The following is a 16,247-nucleotide window of genomic DNA, read 5'->3' as shown; positions in this document are numbered from 1 at the left end:
TAGCCTCCTTGAGAAGGAACATCCCCATGAATACTAAAACCCTACTAATGGTGGCGCTAAGCGGCCTGGCTGCAAATACCGCCTCTGCCGGAACCAATATTTGGACCTCGGGCTGGGCGATGGGCACCGCCGAATATGCCGTCGACGACGGTAACGGCAACGAATTAGTGATTGCATGCCCCAGTGATGACGACCGCTATGTCTCAGCCAGCGCCACCGTAAGTGGCCGGGGGTATAGCTCAGAAGACGGACGAGGTTTTGACCTCATCGTGGATGGAAAAACCTTCCATAACCCGTTTTACACAGACTGTCGTGCCTGCAGCAGCATCTTCACTCATGAGTTCTGGGGGGCCTTGCGCAACGCCAATCGGTTGCAGTTCAGCGCTCAAGGCAAAGTCTTCAACCTACCCACTGAGAACCTTAAGACGGCATTGCCAGCTCTGAACGACGAAAACAACAGCTGCTTGGCTGCCTGGTAACTGATCTGCCAATCATCACAAAAGGAGAATCACGTGTCTCAACAAGGCGAAAACCCACAGAGCAGCGTCAACGAAGAAGACCGTAGTACAAGCAGCATCAGCCCAGCCATGATTGGCTGGGGTGTGGCAGCGGCGGTGTTGGCAATAGTGAGTGTGACCTTCAATACCTCGTCCATGATATTGAGCGCAGGCTGGTTTGCTAAATGCGTGGCCGTTCTGGTCGGCGCGATCTTGGGCTGGCTGGGTGCCATGGCCGGTGATGCGATCCGTAAATTCGCTCATCCAGATGCAGTCTTCACCAATGGTGGCATCCTGAGCCTAATTTGGATCAAGGTGTTTTGGGCGGTTGGCCCGCAAGTACTTGGCTTATGTGTGGGCGTATTCTTCGGCTGCGCCATGGTGCTACGCTGATGCACGGAGTCAGCCCGCACCCAAAATGCAGTACAATCGCTGCACTTTTGCTAGTGGTAGGTTGCTCTGATGAAAATTCGCACGCGAGAGGGGAATTCCTTTCTGGATGCGTACAAAGCGGGGCGCCTAAAGCTATTTGCCAGTGCACCTTTCAGAAACTGGAGGCGAAGTACTCTCCAGCGCAGCTTCGCTCGAGTAGTAATCCTGACAAGCTGCTTCAAGACGTAATGATTGCAGCACGCATCTGCCAGAAAGAGTGAACGTCAAATCTCACCATCAGAGACCCGAACGGATAGCTAACAAATAAGCCTGAAGAACCGGCCTCAAAAATGGGTCGTTTCTTCAGGCTTTATTTTTGAATTATGCCGATTAGTTAATCACCTCGGACTCTTTAGACATAAAAATAACTCTATTGAATTAATGCGGTTCTGATAAATCCGCCTCATCCAGTCTCTACAATGCGATTAGAGCGCCCTAAAGGCTCAAAGTGCCAGAACTAGATCTGGCTTGAGCATCTGCATCATACGGCAAGCTCTCGAAGGATGTTGACGCAAGGCTTCATTGTGGGGATAAATGGGGGGACAAAATACATACTTTCAGGAATACTCAATAAAATCAGTAAATTGCAAGATAATAACGCCGCCCACAAGCCGGCTTTTTAATGCCTGGAACCCGGGCACGGGAAGGACCGGCCACTCCTACAGCAGGTGCAGGATGCACGACCTACGCAGCTTTGCAGCTCCCACAAGATCCCCTGCGGTGAATTTTCAGCCCCTGCGGCGAGCCATCAACGGTGCATTGCTGGCGGCGCTGACAGCCCTTGGCCTTTGCGGGTGCGTGGGTGCCTGGATGGATATGCCCGAAAGGCAAGTCACCAAGACCGACGCTCACCAAACGCTGGTGGGCCACTCCATGACCCCGGTCATCACCCGCACGCAGAAGAGCCCCGCCGAACGCCAGTGGTGCGGCACCACCGTTTTGCTCGTGATCCTGCCAATCCCGCTGAAACTGCCGGTTTGCGAGTCCTACAGCGCCACCTCGTACGGCAACGATATAAACGGCGCCGAAGCTGCGTTGCTGTATGTGAACCAGAAAGTCAGTTCGGACTTCTACGCCTGTGGCCCATTCATGTTCCTCGGGCCAATCGCGCACGGTTACCAGGGCAACGCGCTTTGCGGGAGGTTCCGCTAGGCCCTTCACTCCTTGCCCCCCCCACACCAAGGCCCTCACGTTCTCGCTACAATCCCGCCCATTGATGGCAATTCGCCCGCTCTGCAGCGGCCGGCTTCGACTCCTGCCCCTTGAGCGCGACGTTAACGAGAATTCCGGACATGGCCCTGCACATCCCCACCCTGCTCGTAGTCTCGGTGTTCATTTTCTTTCTGATGAGCCTGCTGACCTTCCACGCCTGGCTACGGGAAACCCGTGAGCGGCCACTGGCTTATCTGGGCGGCATGATGCTGCTGGCGGCGGTGGGCGTGGTGCTGGTCAGCCTGCGCGACACGGGCATGGACTTCGTGCCGAAAATCCTCGGCAACGTGGTCCTGCTGCTGAGTGCCGGCCTCAACTGGACAGCGATGCGGGTCTTCGCCGGGCGTCGCCCCCATGTCCCGGGCCTGCTGGCCGGGGCCGGCATCTGGCTGATCCTGTGTGTGGTGCCGGCGTTCTACCAGTCAATGCCGGTTCGGGTCTCGGTGTATTCGCTACTGGCGGCGGCCTATGGCGTGCTGACCCTGCTGGAGTTCTGGCGCAGCCGCCAGCAGTTGGAGGTCGCCTATATGCCGGCGGTGGTCCTGACCCTGCTGCACACGACGTACTACATCGTGCGTGCCCTTATTGACCAGGGTGTGGCCATGGATCAGGCGCTCAAAGGCTACGGTGCCGGGGTGCCACTCTTCTCCTTCATGCTGTTCGAATCGATGCTGTATGTGATCGGCATTGCCTACGTGACCCTGTGCATGGTCAAGGAACGAGTCGAACTGCGCTTCAAGGCGGCGGCCTTCTGCGACGCCCTGACCGGTATCGGCAACCGCCGGGCGTTCATGGTCAATGGCGAGCGGATGCTGATCGAATGCCAGCGCCGGGGCTCACCAATGGCCCTGCTGCTGTGCGATCTGGACCATTTCAAGCGCCTGAACGACGCCTACGGTCATCAGACCGGCGACCAGGTGCTGGTCGCATTCAGCCAGGTACTTGCAGAAACCCTGGGTACAAAAGACGTATATGCCCGCATTGGCGGTGAAGAGTTCGCCTGCCTCCTGGCCGCGACCGATGAGCAGGCCGCAGTAACGGTAGCCGAGCGGGTTCGCCAGGCTTTTGCCCGCTTGCCTCTGCTGGAACCCGGGTTGCTCAGCGTCAGCATCGGTGTGGTCAGCAGTGAAACCCGGGGCTACGACCTGCCGCGCCTGTTGTCCCTGGCCGACGAAGCCCTGTATGACGCCAAGCACCAGGGGCGCAACCGAGTGCACACGGTATCGCGCAGCGCCCTGGAGTTGCAGCCGGACTGAACGGCCAAGCCGCCTGGCTCCTGCGTGGTTTTGCCAATCAGCGGGATAACTGTGATACGCCCCCCAAAGGCGGCAAATAAGGCACTTAGCCAGTATTTCCGGCGCCCTTGGGCAAGAATAAACTCGCCGCTCTCCAGGACTCTCGGATGACAAGGAATGTGGAATAAAGAAGCCGCTATCAGTCACTTGAACGCTCACGCTCACGCCGGTAGTACGGGGCGCTGTGCGGCCTATACTCGCCAGGCGATCGAAGCCGGTGGCGGTGGGGTGATTCTGCACAGGAAGCACTCGGCCAAGGACTTCGGCTCATCATTGACTTCTGCAGGTTTCATCGAACAGCCGGCCGGCCAGACGCCCGCAGCGGGCGATGTGGTGATCATCCAGCCCATTCCAGGGCACCCCCACGGTCACATGGCGATGTTCAACGGCACACTCTGGGTGTCAGACTTCAAGCAACTGCACGGTTTCTACCCGGGGCATTCCTACCGGGTGCAGAAACCTGCCTACAAAATCTATCGCCATCCGTAAGGGGTCCCCCATGAGAATGCTGTTCTGCTCGCTGCTGGCAGCGGTCGCGATGCATCAGTCGGTCGCCCTGGCCGACTGCGCCAGTTCGCCAAAGCCCGCAACCCAGGCGTTTTATAGCTGGTACCTGCAAACCTTCAGCGAAGACAAGGATCCGTTGACCGACAACGTGGCGGAAATGAAGAAGTACGTCTCCGACTCGCTGATCACCAAGATCAAGAAACAGATGGCCAGCCCCGACGGCCTGGAAGAGGACTACTTCCTCAAGGCCCAGGACTACATGGATGAGTGGCTGACCCAGATCAAGGTCAGCGAACCACAAGTCCAGGGCTCCAGCGCCAAGGAGCAAGTGACGTTGGGCAACACCCCGGACACCACCCAGATCGTCGATGTGCGGATGATCAAGGACAAGGGCTGCTGGAAGATCGATGAAGTGATTTCCACTGCCGACCAGAGCGATTGACCTACCGCTTCGGCGCTGACTCCGGCCACAGCGCGGGTCGTCCATCCGGGCGATCCGCCATGCTAAGCTGCGCGCCGTTTCGGGCAACGGCCCGGGACCTCCTTCACTGAAAAAGGACTCTCAGTCATGTCGTTGCCGGCCGCAGTACGCCTGCCCCTGTCATTTATCTCGCTGTTCAGCGCTCTCAGCCTCAGCAGTTCCTGGGCCCATGCCGATGCGCAACAGGACGTCGCCAAGGGGCGCTGGCAAGGCCTGGCCGGCATGGCCAACCTGTACCTGGACGAAGCCACGCCAGCGGATTTCATCGAGGCCGGGGACAATGAGAAGAGCCAGCACGACAACTACGCCGGCGCCCTCGCCTACTACCTGACCGCTGCCCGCCTCGACCCAAAGAATGCCTACGCCTCCTACCAGGCCGCCGGCAGCCTGGCGGCCATGGACAAGAACAAGCGCGCCGCCGAATACCTCGACCAGGCCCGCGAGCGTGGCTTCTGGCAGCTGGTGCTGCTCAAGGAAGACGACGAACTGGAATCGTTGCAGCAGGACCCGGCCTACAAGAAGCTGTTGCAGGCCGCCGAGAAGAACTACCCGGCCAAGGCCAGGGATGCGGGCCTTGCGGCCTTCAGCATTCCCCAGGGCAAGGCCCCGAGCGAGGGCTGGCCGGTAGTGGTCTGGCTGTCGGGGTTCGGTACCGAAGGCAGCGACGGCATCGACATGCGCACGGACCTTGTGGGGGAAAAAGCCGTATTGGTAGGCATCAACGGCACTCTCAAGCGCGACGAGCACCAATTCATGTGGCAGCAGCATTCGGTAGCACCGACCGAAGAAGCGGTCAGCGCAGCGCTGAAGAAACTGGAAAAGCAAACCCGTATCGATCGCTCGCGCATCGTCCTGATGGGTTTCTCCCAAGGTGCCGAGCACGCCTCGCACCTGATCGCCGAGTACCCGCAGCATTACAGCGGCGCGCTGCTGCTGTCACCCGGCGGCTACCGGATTCCCTTCGGCGAAACCAAGGCCCGGGACAAGCGCATCGTCATCGTCCATGGCGCCAAGGAGCACGAGAGCAACCAGAAGCTCACCGCCGCCACGCAACAGGCCCTGGAACCCGGCAACCAGGTCCAGAGCCATGAGCATGAGCAAGGCCATACCTTCCAGGACGACTGGCGCCAGGTGTATCCGGGCTACCTGAAGTTCGCCCTGAACCTCTGATGCCAGGTGCCGGGGCTTGAGCCCCGGCTGCTATCACTTGGCCGGAGTCATGGGCCCGGGGGCCTTTACCTGGGTCATCAGGTCATCGTCCCACTGCCCCTCGACCTTGACCTGAGCCAGGGCCCCCAACTCCATGGCCTCGATCAGGTTGTGGTTGAGGTACACGTAGGTGCCCGGCTGCTTGAAGGTGTAGAGCGCCGCCAGGGCCGAACCGCCGGGGATGAACCAGGTCTCCAGGTTGCGTTGCGGGGCGTTGGCGAACTTGCCGGTGGTCCAGACCCAGTCGCCATGGCCGCCGATCAGGTGCGGACGGCTGTCGCGGTTGGCCTGGGAGTGGATGAACAGCACGCTTTCGCCGACCTTGGCGGTCAGGGCGTTGGCTCCGGTCAAGGCGCCGACACGGCCGTTGAACACCACGTGGCTCGGGGTCAGGGTACGCATCACTTCACGGGTGTCCTGGTAGCTGGAGGCCAGGTCCGGGTAGCTCTTGTAATGCCCGTCCTTGTCCTTGGGGATGTACAGGTCGAACTCGCCGATGGTGTAGGCCCGGTCATAGTGCAAGGGCTTGCCGGCAGGGTCCTGCAAGCCTTCGCGCGGCAGCACCATCAAGGTCCCGCTCATGCCCGAAACCACGTGCCAGGGCACCATGCCCGGCGGCGCGCAGTGATAGACGAAGGTCCCGCTGCGGTCAGCCTTGAAACGCAGCACCACTTCCTGCCCCGGCAGCACCTGGGTCAGGGCCGCACCGCCCAGGGCACCGGTGGCCGCATGGAAGTCGATGTTGTGGGGCATGCTGTTGCTGGCCGGATTGCTCAGGGTCAGCTCAACGTAGTCGCCCTCGTGCACCACCAGGGTCGGCCCCGGCATGGAGCCGTTGAAGGTCATGGCCTGCAGGGTGGTGCCCTGATCGTCCACCACCATCTTTTTCTCTTCCACGTTCATGCGGAACTGCACGACCTTTGGCGGCCCGCTGACAGCCTGCTCATGAGCATGCACCTGGGGCGGCGCCACCAGGTCCACCTTGACCCGCTGCAAACCGTCGGCGCCCGCGGCCAACACCAGGCTGGAGGCACAGCTTCCGGCCACTACACAGCACTTCAACCACGATTGAAAAGCACCCATGTTCTGCATTTCCCTGCCAATGAATGGTGATTCATTGCAAGGCAAACACCGGGGGCCCGTATTGTCTCAGGGCAATGAACGGATGGCCGGGAAAGCGCATCCGTTGAGCCCGGTCATGGATAACTGAAACTGCGCACCAGGGTCAGTTCCCCGGGGGCGCGCATCGGCACCACAAAGGTCTCGCTCTTTTCATCCGGCGTACCTTCCTCGGTAATCACTGTGACCTGGGCGGTGGTCAGGGGCTGCACGGCATTTTCCTGGCCGCCGTCTTCATCGTCGTCACTGCGATAACCGCCACCGTAGTAGTTCACATAGACCAGGTACTGGCCCTTGAGCGGCGCCGGCATGGAGAAGATCTCCGGGCCGTAGCCCGTGGTCACGTCCACATCCAGGGTCGCGCCGTTCGGAGCCACGCGGTCGCCGTACCAGATGTGCGCGCCGTCCGGGGTTACCAGGTGCAGGTCGAGGTCGGTGTTGTCGCTGTCCCAGGACAGCAGCACGCGCACCTTGGGCGGGGTCACGCCACCGCCGGTGTTGAGAAACTGCACGCGCTTGCGCTGCTGGCCATCCGGGCTGCGCACTTCGACGCTGTTGCTGCCGTTGGGGAAGGCGTACGGCCGGTCGAAGCTGCCTTGCTCATCGAACTTGAGCGGCATGCTGACGCCATTGACGATCAGCTTGCCGGGCTCTTTGTTCGCCTTGGGCGCACCCTTGATCTGCCCGCGAATACGCGCGGTATCGGCCTGGCCCTGGGGGGTATTCACCGAGGAGGCCGGATAGTTGACCTCCTGAATGTACTGTTCACCATCCATGGCTCGAGTGCGCCAGCCGCCCTTGGGGGTGTCGAGCTGGATGCCGCTGTCGGCCAGGGCCATGGGCAGGCTGAACATTCCACAAAGGAACAGGAGGACCGGGGGAGCAGGAAGTTTCATGGCCTATTCCAATAAAAGATGACGGGCGAGCCCTTCGATGTAGGTTTCATCCTGGCCGTTGGGATGAGCTTCAAAGGCCAGGTGCAGGTATTCGTGAGTCAGGTCGAGGCGGTCTTGCAGCGAGAGCACGCCCCGCACATAGATGCGTTGCCGTTCACGGTCGACGTAGGGCCGGCCGAAACTCAGGCGGCACACGGCGAACTGGCTGATTTCGTTGTAGCCGATCTCTTGCTCCAGCGGTTGGCGCCAGCGCCGGCGCTGCTGCAGCAGCCACTCCTGGGCCGCCGGCAAGGGTTCGCAGGAGGCCACGGGGTTGTCCCAGCGGCTGAGGCTGGCCCGGGGATAGGCGTGCAGCAGGATGGCGTCGTAGCGTTGCCCGGACCGGGCCTGCTCCACGGCCTGTTGCCAGGACAGTTTGTCCGGCGCCTTCAGGTCCGAGTGGTAGGTGACTTGAGTGCCGGCCAGCACCAGGTCGCTGGTCCAGGCGGCAATGGCCCGGGCCTGGGCAGTGGCCGGGCGCGGCGCGACCCGCTGGCGGTTGCTGCTGTCGTCGATGCTCAGGCATTCGCCGCTGCGCCCGGCGTTCTGCAACAGGTAGGTACGGATGGCCACGGCCAGCGCCTTGGCGGCCTCCACTGGCTCACTGGTGGCTTCGCGCTGCAGTACCCGAGCGACATATTCCTCACGGTCCAGGCGCGCCACCAGTCGCTGGGCCGCAGGGTCTTGCTGCAGGAACAGCTCGCCGGCGCTGTGGATATCCAGCTGGTTGCCGTTGGCAAACTCCACCCGGTAATCCCCTTGCAAGGCACCCGGTTTAGCCGGCTGGCCGCCCTGGCTGACGCTTTTGAGCGGGTAGCGGGAAAACAGGCTGACCTCCACACAGCGGCCTTTATCCACAGGCGGGTTGTCCGGCAGTTCCTGGTTCAGGGCCTGGGCGTAGTCCTTCAACACCCGTTGGCTGGTGCCACGCCCGCCCACCCACAGCGGTGTGCCATCCACCAGCCAGCCGGCAAAACCACCCTGGCGCGATTGCGGGTCCTGATCCGCCAGCCAGCTCCAGGTCTTGACCCGCAAGCGCCCGCCCAAGGCGCCCACTACAGCGCCGTCGGCGGCATTGAGCACCACATCCAGCAGCACGCGCCGGGCCGTGTCCCGGGCCGGCAACAGCGCCAGCACCTGCAGCAGTTCCGCTACCGGGACCCGGGTCTGGGGCTGCAGCTGGTTGAGGTCCTGCAACCAGTCGGGGGCGTTGCGGGCCTGCCAGTAATGGCGCCAGTCAGCGGCGGACAGTTGCAAGCGCTGGGGCTCGAAATACAAACCGCAGGAACGTACCAGCGCCTGATCACGGGCGATGCTGGCGCCCACCGCACAGCAGTAGACCTCTTCCTTGGACTTGCCCTGGCAGGCATAGGCCGGCTCCTGGGCGCCGGTGTCCACCAGCCAGGCGTAGACAAAGAGTTTCCAGACACTGCCCAGGGGCGCTTGCAGATCCTTGGGCAACGGCTCGCGAGACAGAACCTGGGTCTTGCTCAGGCTCACCAGCTCACTGTCCGGGGCGGTTTTCCAGGCCAGGCGCAGAGGCTCGTCCTGGGCCGTCACCCACCCAGGAAGCAAACACAGACATAGCCAGGCCCAGCACCGCACCATGTTATTTGACCGTGACCTGACCCAGGGCCGGGGTACGTTCCTGAGCCTGATGCTCCGGTGCGTACACCTGGTAGAAACGTGCCGGCGGCAGATTGAACTGGCCTTTCTGGGAGAAGCGAACCAGATGGCGCAGGCGCACTTCGCTGCCGTCGTTCAACGCATCCAGCGGCACCGCGTAGCTCATCTGCCCAGGTTCGGAACGAGCCTTCTCCAGGGACGCCGCCTCCGTACCGGCCGGGCCGGCCAGCTTGATGCCCCAGGTGGTGCGCTCGACATCGGCGCCCGGCGGCAGCGGCACTTCCAGCATGCCGTACAGCAGCGGCCGGTTGCCTTCGTTGGCGATGATCACTTCGTCCAGGTACAGGCCGTCACTGGCGATCGGCTTGTTGCCCACCGGTTCCAGCTTGAAGGTGAAGGCTTCGTCCCCCGGCACCAGGCGCAACAGGCGGCGGGTGATGTTCACCGGCGACGGCGTGCCCATGTCCAGCTTGCTCAGGTAGCTCACCGACGCCCGCAGCGGACGTTCCGGCACAGAGCCCAGGGCCAGTACCGTCGGCACCTGCGCCCCTTGCCACTGCCAGTAGCTTTCACCGCTGGCGCCCTGGCGCTGTTGCCAGCCCTGCCCCGGGTTCAAGGCCACCGCCGGGGTCGACTGGGCGATGCTGCGCTGCAACCAGGTCAGGGCCAGGGCCCGTTCCAGGGTCGATTGCGACGGCAGCAGGCGTTGCAGCAAGGCACGCGCCGCGCCTTGGTCGAACGGTTTGAGCGACAGGCTCAGGGCCTGGGTGAACGGCTGGGAGCTGATATCCAATTGCTGCTGCGCCGCTTCCAGTTGGGCGACGAACGCCGCGGGTGGCGTGACCTTGGCATCCCGCGCCAGGGCCGCGGCCAGCACCCGGGCGCTGGCCAGGCCGAGGGCCGAATCCGGATCGTCCATCACCAGGCTGTCGCTGCCGTTGTCCTGCATGCTGGCTGCCGGGCCGCTACCGGCCTTGGCCAGGTCGTCCATCAGGCCGCTGACCAGGGTGTTGATCGGCAGTTTCATTTCACGGGCGAACGACAGGATCAGCGCCCGTTGCAGCAACGGCGTATTGCCAGCCTGCTTGGCGTAGACCTCCAGCACCCGCTGCCAGTGCTCCGGCGGCAGGTTCAGGTCCAGCACCTTGCTCGCATTCCAGTCGGCGTAATAGGCGTAGGCGGTGAGGAAGGCATCCGGCTCGGCATCTTCGCCCCACCAGGTGAATGCCGCTTCCGGCCCGGCCATGTGCACCAGGCGCAGACGGCTGTTCTGCATCATCAGCCGCAGCCGGTCGCGGATCTGCGGATTGCTGGCCAGCGCCGGGTAGGCAACGCTCAACGGCAGCAACTGGCTGGCGGTCTGTTCGACGCCGCCATACGGGTATTCCAGCAGGTCATCCAGGGCCGAACGGAACAGCGCTTGCGGGCTGTCGTCCAGGCGCAGGCGAATGTCCGCAGCATCGGCCGGCAGGCCCAGCGGCGTGCTGATGGTGACCACGTCCAGGCTCTGGGTCTGCACGCTCTGCCAGCCGGCCGCACTGCTCACCAGGCGCACCGCCAGGGCATCCACGGTCTTGCCGCCCTGCACCAGCTCGGCGCTCCACTCGCCATTGCCCGGGGCAATGGCCGGCAGCGCCACATAGTTGATGCCGCTGTTGAGGGTCAGCGGCAGGCGCTGGGACTCCCCGGCGTAATGGATCACCAGTTCGGCCTTGGTGGGTTGTTCGGACTGGCTGAAGGCGAATACCCCCAGGTCCGGCTTGTCACCCGTGCGGAAGCGGGTCGGACCGCTCCACTTCAGGTACAGGGCCTTGTCGGAACGCACGAACTGCTTTTTCTGCCCCACTTGGCCATCATCGGCGATGGCCCGGGCAGTGATGCGCCAGCGGGTCAGGGAATCCGGCATGCGGAAGGTGAAACGCGCCTTGCCGCTACCGTCGGTGACCAGCTCAGGCTGCCAGGCAGCGGTGTCGACGTCTTCGCGCCGCGGACGCTCCAGTACCTTGACCCCGCGTTCGCTGCGGTTGGCCTTGCCCGGGGCGGTGGGGCTGCCCGGCAGGGCCACGTCGTAGCTGATGAACGACAGGCTGGCGCTGGTGCGCACATTGTTGCGCCGCGGGTGGTAGAAGAACTGGTCGATGCTCGGCGCCACTTCCGGTTGCAGGGCGTAGACCATTTCGTCCACCACGCTGACCGTCAGGTGTGCGGGCACCGGCTTGCCGGCGAACTGGGTAGACAGGTCGACGGTGACCATGTCACCCGGCTGGTATTTGTCCTTGTCGGTATGGATGGCCACATCGATCTGCGGCGTCAGCACCTTGATCCCGGCGTTCTGGAAGCTGTACTCGCCGCCCTTGGTGTAGAGCACGGAAAAGGTCAGGTTCGGCGCAAAGCCGTCCTTCACCGGCACCCGGGCGCGGTATTGGGTGGGGCTGAGTTTTTCCACCTTGAGCCAATCGCCGCCCTTGGACAGCAGCGCCGTGGCCTCGACCTTGTCCCGCTCCAGGGACAGCAGGGCGTCGTTGATCGGCTCCGGGAAGGTGATCAGCGCCAGGGCTTCGTCACCAGCCTTGTACTCGGGCTTGTCGAGGACGATTTCCACGGTGCCCGGCACCGCTTTCACGCCCTCGCCAGTGACCGAGTGGCTGGTGCCGCCCAGTACACGATCGTGCTCGTCGCGCAGGGTCAGGTTGTAGGTACCGGGGCGCTCGAAGGCCAGGGCGAAACCGCTGTCGGCGGCAGCCAGCTTGCCCTCGCCGGTGGACTGGTCCTCCATGCGCACCCAACCGTAGCGGCTCGGCTTGACGTTCTTGCTCTGCTCGCTGGTGTTCTGGTTGGCGTAGCTGAACTGCACCTTGTCGCCGGCCGCGCTGAAACGCTGCGGCGCGCTGAGGCTGAAGCTCGCCGCGCCACGCTCGATGAGGATTTCCTTGGTGGTCTTGACCCGATACGCAGCGCCATCACTGGCGAATACGGTGAGCATGTAGCGGCTGGGCTTGTCCGCCGCCGGCAGGTCGAGGGTCGCACTGCCCTTGGAATCGGTGGTCAGTTCGGCGCTGGTCAACTCCACCGGGAACTGGCCCATGTACTGCAGTTCGTTGTCCACCATGGACAGCTGCTGGGCCCGCAGGCTCAGTTGCAGGCGAGCGTTGGCCACCGGTTTGCCGTCGGGGTAGAGCAGCACCAGGTTGCCCTTCACCGGCTCGCCGGTCTTGAAGTCCGGCTTGGCCAGGGCCAGGGAAACCTCAAAGTGCGGCTTGATGTACTCGGCCACGCGGAAGGCACTGCTGTAGACCTGGCCCTTGTAGCCAAAACGCAGTTCATAACCACCGGCCACGGCATTTTCCGGCAGTTGGAAGCGGCCCTGGGCGCCGGACTTGGAATCCAGGTTCAGGGTCATGTTCTGCAGGGCGGTGCCGGCGGCATCCAGCACGCTGACGTTCACCGTGCCGGCACCCGGCTGTACCGAGTCCCGGGCGTTCTTGAACTCGCGACCGACGATCTTCAGCGATACCCAGTCCCCCGGGCGATACAGCGGCCGGTCGGTGAAGGCATACAGTTTGGTGTCGTAGATTTCGCTGTCGTAATAGAAGTTCTCGGAGACGAACACCCCGCCTTCCTGGTCTTCGCCGATCACGTAGGAGCGCTCGGGGCTGACGTGCTTGAGGCGCACCAGGCCCTGTTCGTCGGTGGCGCCGCTGTTCATCACGCCGAGGCCGTCGGTCCACAGCACATTGACCTTGGACACCGAGTTGCCTTCATGCTTGCCCGCGGCCCAGACCAGCAGTTCGTCGCCGGCGATCTTGCTCACCGCCACGGTGTTGGAAACAAAGACCATGGTGGTGGCGCGGTACTTGCCCACCAGGGCCTCCACCAGGTACAGGCCGGGCTTGAGCTGCCCCAGCGGGATGTAGACGTTGCCCGGGGCGACGTTGATGAACTGGCTGGAGGAACCGGACAGGTTTACCCCGGCCGGCGGCTGGATCGGCTTGGCCTGCCACAGCGGATAACGGAACTGGGTCACCAGGGGCAGCCCCGGGATCAGGGCGAATTGCGGCTGGGCGTCATACGGCGTCGGCGCCAGCATGGAGTTGCCCACCTTCAGTTCCGGCACCTCTTCGGTGACCTGCTTGCGTGACTCGTAGGAGAAGGCGCGCTGCATCACCCGGCGGGATTTGCGGTACCAGTTGTCCCACAGGTAGGCCAGGGTGTTGGACAGGCCCTCGCCCTTGAACTGGCCGTCGCTGACCACCCGGTGCAGGTTCTTCTGGCGCTTGAGAAAGTCCAGCGGCTGGTCGATCCGGTACACCCGGATGTCCGCGCCGCCATAGGGCTCCATGCGAAAGCGCCGGTAGTCACGGCCCGGGGCCTCGAGGCGCACCATGGCCTGTTCGTCGCTGGCGAAACTGCTGTCGGCCAGGAGGAAGAAACTCTCGCCGGAGACCGCCGCATAGTCGCTGGGCGGCACCGAGTCTTCGGCGTTGACCAGGGCCACGGGGGTGAGCAGGGTCAGGGCCAGGGTCAGGCGAAACAGAAAACGGGACATACGGGATTCGCTCATTGGGTGAGGAAGTTCAGTCGATAGATGCCGATGAAGTTGGGGTTGGCTGAGTCGGGTATCCATCGAGTGTCCTTCCATGTCATCAGTTGCTGCACGCTAGCCGAGCGCATGCCGTTGTCGGTGGGAGTGGTGGTGCCGGTGTGATAGGCGATGTTGCGGCCCATCCAGATCATCAGGTGCTGGTCGTCGCCCTGGTCGAAGAACAACAGGTCACCGGGGCGCGCCTGCCCCAGGTCACGGCTCACCAGATGGCTGTTGAACTGGATCAGCTTGATGGCATTGACGTAGGGCCCGGTCTGGCCGCCGCCCTGCTGCCACTGCTGGGCCAGGCCGCGCTGGCCTTCGCTCAGTTGCAGCTCCGGCGGCAGGTAGCGATTGGACATGCCGTTGGCCCGCAGCCATTTGTTGTCGTGGACCTTGAGCGCTTCGTTGGCGGCAAAGCGCACCAGGCCCGCGCAGTCCTGCTGGTACCAGCGCGGGCTCGGGCCCTGGCTCAACTGCTCCTGGGCGATGCGCACGAACCAGGCACGGAACACCTGGGACTGCTGCACGTCCAGGGGCGGAGCCTGGGTCGCGCCCACGGCGCTGCTCAGCAACAAGGCCAACAGGCCAAGGCTGGTCAGACCTTTGCGCAGTGCACTCACAGGGCACGCCATTGCAGGGGCAGCCATTGCCAGTGACCGTCGGGCTCGCTGCCTTCGGGCAGGGTCAGGGCGTACTTGCCATAACCGCCGAGGGTACGCAGCTTGGGCACCAGGTAGGTTTGCGCGGCGTTGTTGAACACCGGCTCCATGTCCTGGGGCAGGCTGTCGAAGGTTTCCTGCTGGATCAGCTGGGCCAGGGACTGCGGGCCCAGGTACACCGGCATCAGTGCATCCTTGGGCACCACGTCCGCCAGGGGCGGGAAGCGCTTGTCCAGGGTGCCCAGGGCCTTGTTCACCAGCTTGTCATCCAGAGAGAACACCAGGGTCGAGCCATGGCGGGCCAGGCTGACCTGCATGAAGGCGCGACCGGTGATGGTTTGCGGGTCCTTGGCTTCCTTGGCCGGGTACTGGCCGAAGTTGGAACTGACCTGGCGCTGCCACTGGTGCACGTCGCCGTTCTGCTGCTCGACCACCGGGAAGATGCGCTCCGCCACCTTGCTTTCCCGGGTGCCGACCATGGAGCCGAACAGCTTGCCCAGGTCCGCATCGAGCTTGGCATTGTCCTTGTCCTTGAGGCTGGCCACCAGCAGCGGTGTGTACAGCCGCGAGTCGGCGTACCAGCACAGGCCGGCGGTCCCGGCCATGTGCTCGGTCAGGGTGGTGGCCACCGCTTCTTCGGCGCCCAGCTTGACCAGCAACGGCTTCTGCTGCTCCGCCGCCAGGGGCAAGGCTACGCAGGCGCTGGCGCCCATGGGCATGGCCTGCCAGATCGGCTTGAAGTCGAACGCCGGCTGGTTGTCCTGCTCTTGCATGGCCAGGTAGCTGTGCCAGCCCTTGTCGTCCATGTCGAAGCGCAGGCCGGCGAAGTTGGGGATAAAGCGCTGGTAACCCATGGCCAAAACGCTGGAATTGACTGCCAGCCGCTGCTGCACTTCAGGCTTGCGCGCTTCCAGGCCAAAGGCCTCGGGGAACAGTTTGTCGCCGTTGAGCAGGGCCTCCAGGGCGGTGGTGGACACCGCACCATGCTCGTCGTCGGCGCCGGTGGCGGGGTCGTACAGCTTGGCGGGGTTGGACAGCACCACCAGCTTGTCGCCGTGGGAGGCGAATGCCAGGGACCGGCTGGCGTTGTAATTCAACTGGTACAGGGTCACCGCATCGCCACCGACCTTCAGGTCCGCCAGCTTGCTCAACTGGGTGTCATCCAGGGCCACCTTGGCCAGGGGCTCCAGCAGCTTGGCCAGGCCGCCGCGGTCCATCACCAGCAGGAAGTCCTTGAGACGCCCGTCGGCGCCGCGCCACAGCGCCACGTCGGCCGGCTGGTCGAACAACTGCTCGATCAGGTTGTCCTGCAGCTTCAGGTCATGCTCGTAGATGATCCGCCGCAGGCTACCGATCAGGCCCAGGCGGTCGGCGTGGGTCTGGTAATAGAAGACGAAATCCTCGGTCAGGGTTTCCTTGAGGAAAGGCACCGCCAGCAGGTCCTTGGGCAACTGCGCCAGGGAATGGGTTTCCAGCAGCCCATCGGGGCGGCTCAGGCCCAGCTTGTCGCCGGCCAGCTCCGCCACCGGAGTCTTGGGCTTGCAGCCCACGCCGGTGACCGCGGCCGCCACCAGGCACAGGCCCATGACCAGGACCGGCCAGCGCCGCTTGCTGGCGGGTTGTTCAGTACCGGGCACGCCGGCTGCCGGGGATGCTGTGTTTTCGCTCATGATTCACAAAGCCCAATTCA

The 16,247-nt window shown here is 63.3% G+C and carries 13 protein-coding genes; 7 read left to right on the top strand and 6 right to left on the bottom strand.

Annotated features, from left to right (window positions below):
* Window positions 1-26: 26 nt before the first annotated feature.
* The 7 genes from AC1RMG_RS28605 (at window position 27) to AC1RMG_RS28575 (ending at window position 5,594) form a co-directional block, all read left to right on the top strand.
* Window positions 27-479 carry a YfjT/YkfB family phage-associated protein gene (locus AC1RMG_RS28605; protein WP_404673627.1) on the top strand — a complete coding sequence of 151 codons (453 nt, stop codon included), beginning with the start codon at window positions 27-29 and terminating at the stop codon, window positions 477-479.
* A 33-nt stretch (window positions 480-512) separates the two neighbouring features.
* Window positions 513-890 (top strand): hypothetical protein, encoded by a 378-nt coding sequence (locus tag AC1RMG_RS28600; RefSeq protein WP_404673626.1) that lies wholly within the window; start codon window positions 513-515, stop codon window positions 888-890.
* Between the two features lie 714 nt (window positions 891-1,604).
* On the top strand, window positions 1,605-2,081 hold the full coding sequence (locus AC1RMG_RS28595; RefSeq protein ID WP_015637184.1) for a hypothetical protein: 477 nt from the start codon (window positions 1,605-1,607) through the stop codon (window positions 2,079-2,081).
* 140 nt (window positions 2,082-2,221) lie between these two features.
* Complete coding sequence (locus AC1RMG_RS28590) at window positions 2,222-3,397, top strand: GGDEF domain-containing protein (RefSeq protein WP_072452886.1); 1,176 nt, start codon at window positions 2,222-2,224, stop codon at window positions 3,395-3,397.
* A gap of 156 nt (window positions 3,398-3,553) precedes the next feature.
* Entirely contained in the window at window positions 3,554-3,925 is a 372-nt protein-coding gene (locus AC1RMG_RS28585; protein ID WP_011063715.1) for a hypothetical protein, read from the top strand.
* A gap of 10 nt (window positions 3,926-3,935) precedes the next feature.
* Complete coding sequence (locus tag AC1RMG_RS28580) at window positions 3,936-4,385, top strand: DUF3828 domain-containing protein (protein WP_011063716.1); 450 nt, start codon at window positions 3,936-3,938, stop codon at window positions 4,383-4,385.
* Window positions 4,386-4,511: 126 nt separating this feature from the next.
* Window positions 4,512-5,594, top strand: coding sequence for a dienelactone hydrolase family protein (locus tag AC1RMG_RS28575; RefSeq protein ID WP_123577406.1), 1,083 nt, complete (start codon window positions 4,512-4,514; stop codon window positions 5,592-5,594).
* A 33-nt stretch (window positions 5,595-5,627) separates the two neighbouring features.
* Here the strand turns inward: AC1RMG_RS28575 and nirK are convergent, their stop codons facing one another.
* The 6 genes from nirK to AC1RMG_RS28545 all read right to left on the bottom strand — a co-directional run bounded on the left by nirK (window position 5,628) and on the right by AC1RMG_RS28545 (window position 16,227).
* Complete coding sequence (gene nirK / locus AC1RMG_RS28570) at window positions 5,628-6,716, bottom strand: copper-containing nitrite reductase (RefSeq protein ID WP_011063717.1); 1,089 nt, start codon at window positions 6,714-6,716, stop codon at window positions 5,628-5,630.
* A gap of 113 nt (window positions 6,717-6,829) precedes the next feature.
* Window positions 6,830-7,648, bottom strand: a complete 819-nt coding sequence (locus AC1RMG_RS28565; RefSeq protein WP_093409678.1) for a YfaP family protein — start codon at window positions 7,646-7,648, stop codon at window positions 6,830-6,832.
* Between the two features lie 3 nt (window positions 7,649-7,651).
* On the bottom strand, window positions 7,652-9,295 hold the full coding sequence (locus AC1RMG_RS28560) for a DUF2300 domain-containing protein (protein WP_152686475.1): 1,644 nt from the start codon (window positions 9,293-9,295) through the stop codon (window positions 7,652-7,654).
* 1 nt (window position 9,296) lies between these two features.
* Entirely contained in the window at window positions 9,297-13,874 is a 4,578-nt protein-coding gene (locus AC1RMG_RS28555) for an alpha-2-macroglobulin family protein (protein ID WP_493170809.1), read from the bottom strand.
* Entirely contained in the window at window positions 13,871-14,530 is a 660-nt protein-coding gene (locus AC1RMG_RS28550) for a DUF1175 domain-containing protein (RefSeq protein ID WP_125063962.1), read from the bottom strand. The genes AC1RMG_RS28555 and AC1RMG_RS28550 overlap by 4 nt, the downstream gene beginning before the upstream one ends.
* Window positions 14,515-16,227 (bottom strand): DUF2138 domain-containing protein, encoded by a 1,713-nt coding sequence (locus AC1RMG_RS28545; protein WP_019092776.1) that lies wholly within the window; start codon window positions 16,225-16,227, stop codon window positions 14,515-14,517. Before AC1RMG_RS28545 ends, AC1RMG_RS28550 begins: the two co-directional genes overlap by 16 nt.
* Window positions 16,228-16,247 lie beyond the last annotated feature (20 nt).

This window comes from Pseudomonas sp. GW822-FHT04H02, from assembly GCF_058800645.1.
This window is presented reverse-complemented; position numbering and strand designations above follow the sequence as displayed.

Coding starts and splice junctions, on each gene's coding strand:
- AC1RMG_RS28605 (WP_404673627.1), top strand. CDS start 27: ATGAATACTAAAACCCTACTAATGGTGGCGCTAAGCGGCCTGGCTGCA.
- AC1RMG_RS28595 (WP_015637184.1), top strand. CDS start 1,605: ATGCACGACCTACGCAGCTTTGCAGCTCCCACAAGATCCCCTGCGGTG.
- AC1RMG_RS28590 (WP_072452886.1), top strand. CDS start 2,222: ATGGCCCTGCACATCCCCACCCTGCTCGTAGTCTCGGTGTTCATTTTC.
- AC1RMG_RS28585 (WP_011063715.1), top strand. CDS start 3,554: ATGTGGAATAAAGAAGCCGCTATCAGTCACTTGAACGCTCACGCTCAC.
- AC1RMG_RS28580 (WP_011063716.1), top strand. CDS start 3,936: ATGAGAATGCTGTTCTGCTCGCTGCTGGCAGCGGTCGCGATGCATCAG.
- AC1RMG_RS28575 (WP_123577406.1), top strand. CDS start 4,512: ATGTCGTTGCCGGCCGCAGTACGCCTGCCCCTGTCATTTATCTCGCTG.
- nirK (WP_011063717.1), bottom strand. CDS start 6,716: ATGGGTGCTTTTCAATCGTGGTTGAAGTGCTGTGTAGTGGCCGGAAGC.
- AC1RMG_RS28565 (WP_093409678.1), bottom strand. CDS start 7,648: ATGAAACTTCCTGCTCCCCCGGTCCTCCTGTTCCTTTGTGGAATGTTC.
- AC1RMG_RS28560 (WP_152686475.1), bottom strand. CDS start 9,295: ATGGTGCGGTGCTGGGCCTGGCTATGTCTGTGTTTGCTTCCTGGGTGG.
- AC1RMG_RS28555 (WP_493170809.1), bottom strand. CDS start 13,874: ATGAGCGAATCCCGTATGTCCCGTTTTCTGTTTCGCCTGACCCTGGCC.
- AC1RMG_RS28550 (WP_125063962.1), bottom strand. CDS start 14,530: ATGGCGTGCCCTGTGAGTGCACTGCGCAAAGGTCTGACCAGCCTTGGC.
- AC1RMG_RS28545 (WP_019092776.1), bottom strand. CDS start 16,227: ATGAGCGAAAACACAGCATCCCCGGCAGCCGGCGTGCCCGGTACTGAA.